Here is a 5,061-nt window from a genome sequence, read left to right as displayed (position 1 = left end):
CCTTCTCCGAACTAGGGAGATCCGGGGCCCGGGCGAGGTCTACGCTGTGGGCTGTGGCCGCTACATGATCGTCTGTCTGCGCTATCCGAAGATCAACGACGGCTGCACCGATGGCATCTGAGACGCCATCGACTGACTCTCCGAACCCAAGGAGACTGCCTGTGCAGACCGCCGTCGCATGCGAAGCACTGCTCATTGGAGGCCGCGCCGGCGTCGGCAAGACGACAGTCGGCTGGGAGATCTGCGTGCAGCTGCAGGCCGCAGGCATCGCCCACTGCCTGATCGAGGGCGACAACCTGGACCAGGCGTTTCCCGCTCCGGCCGACGACCCTGCTCGCACGAAGATGACCGAGGCGAATCTCGCCGCGATCTGGCGCAACTACGCCGCTCTGGGATATCGCAGACTTGTCTACACAAACACCGTCTCCGTCCTGGAGCCAGACATGATCGCCCGCGCCATGGGCGGCACACCCCGCATCGTCGCGGTGCTCCTGACCGCAGACGAATCAACCGCACGGCAGCGCTTGGGCATCCGGGAGATCGGCAGTCAACTCGATGCCCACATCACCCGCAGCAGCGCGATGGCCCAGCGGTTGGAGGCGGTCGCGCCCCCGTGGGTCGCACGAGTACCCACCGACGACCGCTCCGTCGCCGATATCGCACGTGATGTCATCGCGGTAACCAGCTGGTCAACCCATATGGAATCGAACGCAGATCATGATCTGCGGCTGGACTGCGCCGGGGAAGCCGACCCCGCGGATCGCCCTGTACCCAGCAGCGGTGAGGAGAAATAGGCAGCCAGGAGGTCGCGGACCTGGTCAGTGACAGCTGGCGTGTCGCAGTGGCCCACCCACTGATGGGCGCTGCGGCTGGACCGGCAGATGCTGCTGCTGTCCTCGATCGTGGCGGTGAACGCAAAGAAGCGAATCAGTTCGGTGCCCTGGGGGTCATCGTCGAAGCAGCCGAGGTAGCCGGTGACCTCGTCTACTTCCAGGCTGACGCCACAGGTGGTCAGGCCGCGGTCGAGTGCGTCGAGGAGCGTCTCGCCCGGGTATACGCCGAAGCTGGGGATCTGCCAGAAGTGCGGGTCGTCGAAGTCGAGGTGGGGATCCTCGAAAAGCAGGACTCGATCCCCGGAGTCGATGACGGCGCCGACCACCAGGGTGATGATGCCTGCCTGGTGCGCGTCGGCGACCAGTTCTCGTAGCAGCGTTTCAGTTACGGGCTGAATCACGACGTGGGCTCCTGGCTGTCGATGATGCGGGCGGCGAGCTTGTCGAGCGTGGGGATTCCGAGGAATACGGGAGATTCTTTGCGGGCCTGCCGCGCATCGAGTCGTGCGATCTTCTCTTCTGCGGCAGCGAGGCTGACTTGCAGACCTTCGACGTCTCCCAGCCAGCCGTTCATCTCTGCTTCGGCAATGCGGTCGTGGAGGTTGTCCCGGATCTCTTCGAGCCTGGGCTGTTCGGTAGGGCTGACGATGAGGACGGGACAGCGAACGCAGGAATGTTCGTGAATGCAGTCCGTGCCGAAGGCTCGTCCGCATTCGCCGAGGGCGAGCTTCCTTCGCTCGAAGTGGGCGAGGAATTCGTCCCATTCTTCCGAGGTGACTGCGCGGTACTCTTCGATTGGCCGGATCTGGCGTCGGCGGGCGATGAAGGCGCGGTGCGCCTCGATGGCGTCGGCTGGGTAGATCGCGGCGTACCCCATGGTGGTGTTGATGCTGTCATGACCTGCTATGACCTGGGCGATGTGTGGGGGTAGGCCGTTGAGGATGGCGTCGGTGATGAAGATTCTGCGGAAGTCGTGGGGCGCGAATCGCAGCGGCTGCCCGGAAGCGTCGATCAGCCCGGATGCTTCGAGCGTCTCATTCAGAGACTTGCGGATGGTATTCGCCGATATGGGCCGGTTTTCTCCACTGACGGGCCACTGGTAGAGAACGGGCATGGGCGGGTTCCAAGTCTTCTCGAGCGAGTCGTAGGACGGAGCCAAAGGAATGGTTCCGCCCGGCCGGCGGATGCGGCTCACGATTGCACTGAGGACATCGGCGAGTTCCGGACTGATGAGAAGCAGGCGCTCCTTGTCCGTCTTGGATGGGGCAACCTGAAGAAGGGGAACAATTTCCCCGGTGCTGGGAAGCTTGTAGCGAATTATGCTGTGGTGGCTGAGTTCTTGAAGCTCTTCGATCCTGATGCCTGTGTGGCGCAGAATTTCAATGGTCGCCCACGCATAGAAAGCACGCCGCTCTTCCGAGCGAAGATCCCTGCGCGTCCCGCTCGAGTCGCGAACGAACCCCGCCTTGCCGTCGGCCCGGTGGCCGCCAGCGGGCAGCGTGAAGGTCTCGCCGTGGACAGTGACGGTGGAGCCCCGGGGCGCCGCGTCGATGGCTTCGAGACGCGCTCTGGTCTCTCTGAGCAGGCGCTCGGCGGTGCGGACGAGCACGGGCAGAACCGGTAGCCGTTCGCGGGTGCGATTGTCTGACCACGCCTTCTGTTCCGCCTCCATCTTCTTCACAGCGCAGTCGGCTTCACTGACCGGGCATCGTGCGGCCCATCGGCCCCACCGTTCGGGCTCGTCCAGAGCCCACTGACCGATGTCCAGGTAGAAGGCGCGCACCAGCATCTTCACGGTCGGCGCACTCTTGCGCGGCTCTGTCACCGTCCGGACGGTGCCGTCGGGGCAGCGCTTCCGGACCGTCTTGACTGCGATACGCCGTTTCCAGGCGTCACTGACCTCAGATGGCAGCCGGAGGGTGTCGAGACCGGGGTGGTGGCGTTCGAGGTCAGCCCAGAACAGATTTCCCAACGTGGCCGCGAGTCCGCTGAGACTGGCGTAGTCGAGTGTCGGCTGACGTTCGGTGAGGTAGTCGACCAGTAGGTCCCGGACCGGCTGGCAACGCAGGTCGTAGCGGTCGATGAGCTCGGCAGGACTGAGCTGTCCAGTGCGAACAGTCAGGTGGGCCAGGGTGGCCGGAGCGTCGGACGGGAACTGGCCGCGACCACGAAGCCACGTGTAGGCGAGACGCACGGCGCTCAACGTGCTGGTTTGCTTGTGGGCGCTCATGAGCTGGTGGTGGTTCAACAGGTCGCCCACGACGATGTCATCGATGCCGCCGCCGTAGGCGATGACGATCTGGGCGATGATCTTCAAGGCTTCTGACCCGGTGCGGACGGCGTACTCGCGTGCGGGGACATCAGCTTCCAGCTGTGCGAAGCCCTGCGGGTCCCGGGTGATGGCGATCGCGGGCCGGAGGTATCTCGACGTGTTGCGGGCGAGCCACGGCAGGCTTGGCCGGATGACATCTGCGCAGATCAGAGCCAGCAGGCCAGAGTGGAGCGTGCCACGGGAGGGTTTCCGTCCTTGCGTGGCCGCCCAGGTCTGGATGTGCTGTTGCCAGCCGTCGTAGGAGGCGGAGGCAGGGCTGTTTTCCCAGCGCTGCTGCCATGAGCTGCCGGGGATGGCCTCCAACCACGCCAGCAGCAGCCGAGCACCGATCATGCGGACGTCCTGCGTGTTTGGCTCAGCAGCCTGCAGAGGCGGCCGCTGCAGATCTTCAAGGATCGCTTCCCGAGCCGCCTCGGTCCGGGGCCACGAGCGCGCTCGGAGACGGGGAGGGAAGGCGAGCAGTAGCGCGGCCGCCTCCTGGCCGCGGGAGCGCTGTGCGAATGCCGGCGCCTGGGCGGGCGCCGTGAGGATAGTGGTCACGTCAGCGGCCCTCCGAAAAGGTTGTTGAGGGAGTCAGGGTTGTAGGCGGGGGACATCGGGGCCGGCGGAGGGTTCTCTCGGAGCTGTTGCTGACGGGCGTGGTGGGCGAGTCCGGCAGCGATCACATCGTCCCGGGATGGGTTGTTGTAGATATCCAGGGTCGACAACTGCTTGTGGCCGAGGATGTGCTGGACGTAGACCGGCGGCATGTCCGGATCGTCGAGCATCAGGAACGTCGCGGTGTGGCGTAGATCGTGAAGGGTCCAGTTGGCACCCAGGAGCTCGTTGGCGCGGTTGAACATGATGCGGGCCGCGTCGTAGTTCAGCGGCCGCCAGGGGCGGCGCAGGGTCCACCACAGGGGCTGCTGGCGACCGCGGGGGACGCCCTTTCGCCAGGCTTCCTCCTGGTAGAGGCGCAGCCAGACGAACGCGTCGGGTGTGGCGGGCAGTTCCTGGTAGTCGCGCGTACCTTTACGGATGACGCCGATCGTTTGCTGGCCAACGATTGCACCGCCCTGGTGGGAGGTGAGGAGTTCCTCCGAGCGGGCACCGGTGGCGACCCAGAAGGCCAGCAGAGCTCGGTCGCGGTGCGAGCGGAGGCCGGCGAAGACCTCGGTGTACTTGTCGTCGGGGATTCGCCGCGGGATCCGCTGGGGGATCTTGGGCCTGTAGAGGCCGGTGCGCTGATTCTTGTGCTTCTTCTCGGGGTTGTGGTGCTCGTTCGCTCGCGAGGATTTGCGACTACGTACGAGCGGGAAGGGGTTGACCAGCAGGGACCCGGTGTTGCGCTCCAGATGGAACTCGTAGAACGTCCGCAGCACCGTCTCGCAGTGCGCTCGGGTAGTGGCGGCGTACTTCGAGCTGACGGTGGGCTTGCCGGTCACCGGATTCGGCGTCCCCGGAGCTGGCCTGCCGGCCTGGGACGGCGGGGGTATTTCGGAGGGGTCCTTGCCGCGATGGCGCCAGTGCACACGTACCGGCTTGTCCGCCAGCTTCATCCACAGCATGAAGTCCCGGGCATCGTCCCTGGTCGCACGGTCCCACTCGATCCCGAGGATCCACAGGAACCGCCACCAGCGCAGCAGATCCATGCCGTAGGACCGCGGTGTCAACGGCGAGCTGTCCGCCGCCATGAGGTCCTTGAAGTACACCGCAGCCGGCTCGACCACGCTTCCGAACGGGTCCAGCAGTTGGCAGGGCTCCCAGGGATCCTCAGTCACCAGAAGTTGGCCGATCTCGGGCAGGACGAAGTTCCTCAGATCCCTTCCGGGACGGCGTTCATCGGGCATGGCGGGACGCTAGCAGACATAGCCCCTGACCTGCATAAACAGCGAAGTTAGTTCGGTCAACACACCG

Annotated in this window: 4 protein-coding genes; 2 read left to right on the top strand and 2 right to left on the bottom strand. The window is 65.1% G+C overall.

Annotation, left to right across the window (positions count from 1 at the left end; all coding sequences use genetic code 11):
* Positions 1–161: 161 nt before the first annotated feature.
* Both ABH941_RS40820 and ABH941_RS40815 read left to right on the top strand, forming a co-directional pair.
* Positions 162–794: a hypothetical protein gene (locus ABH941_RS40820; RefSeq protein WP_370138554.1), complete on the top strand. Its 633-nt coding sequence runs from the start codon at positions 162–164 to the stop codon at positions 792–794.
* Between the two features lie 47 nt (positions 795–841).
* Entirely contained in the window at positions 842–1,207 is a 366-nt protein-coding gene (locus ABH941_RS40815; protein WP_370138552.1) for a hypothetical protein, read from the top strand.
* A 23-nt stretch (positions 1,208–1,230) separates the two neighbouring features.
* On the opposite strand, the gene ABH941_RS40810 is transcribed toward ABH941_RS40815, so the two are convergent.
* Complete coding sequence (locus ABH941_RS40810) at positions 1,231–3,705, bottom strand: tyrosine-type recombinase/integrase (protein ID WP_370138545.1); 2,475 nt, start codon at positions 3,703–3,705, stop codon at positions 1,231–1,233.
* Positions 3,702–4,994, bottom strand: a complete 1,293-nt coding sequence (locus ABH941_RS40805; protein ID WP_370138533.1) for a tyrosine-type recombinase/integrase — start codon at positions 4,992–4,994, stop codon at positions 3,702–3,704. Before ABH941_RS40805 ends, ABH941_RS40810 begins: the two co-directional genes overlap by 4 nt.
* Positions 4,995–5,061: the final 67 nt, after the last annotated feature.

It is taken from the genome of Streptacidiphilus sp. EB103A (genome assembly GCF_041261405.1).
Classification (GTDB): Bacteria; Actinomycetota; Actinomycetes; order Streptomycetales; family Streptomycetaceae; genus Streptacidiphilus.
Note: the sequence above shows the minus strand (reverse complement) of the source record. Positions and strands in the feature narration are given on the sequence as shown.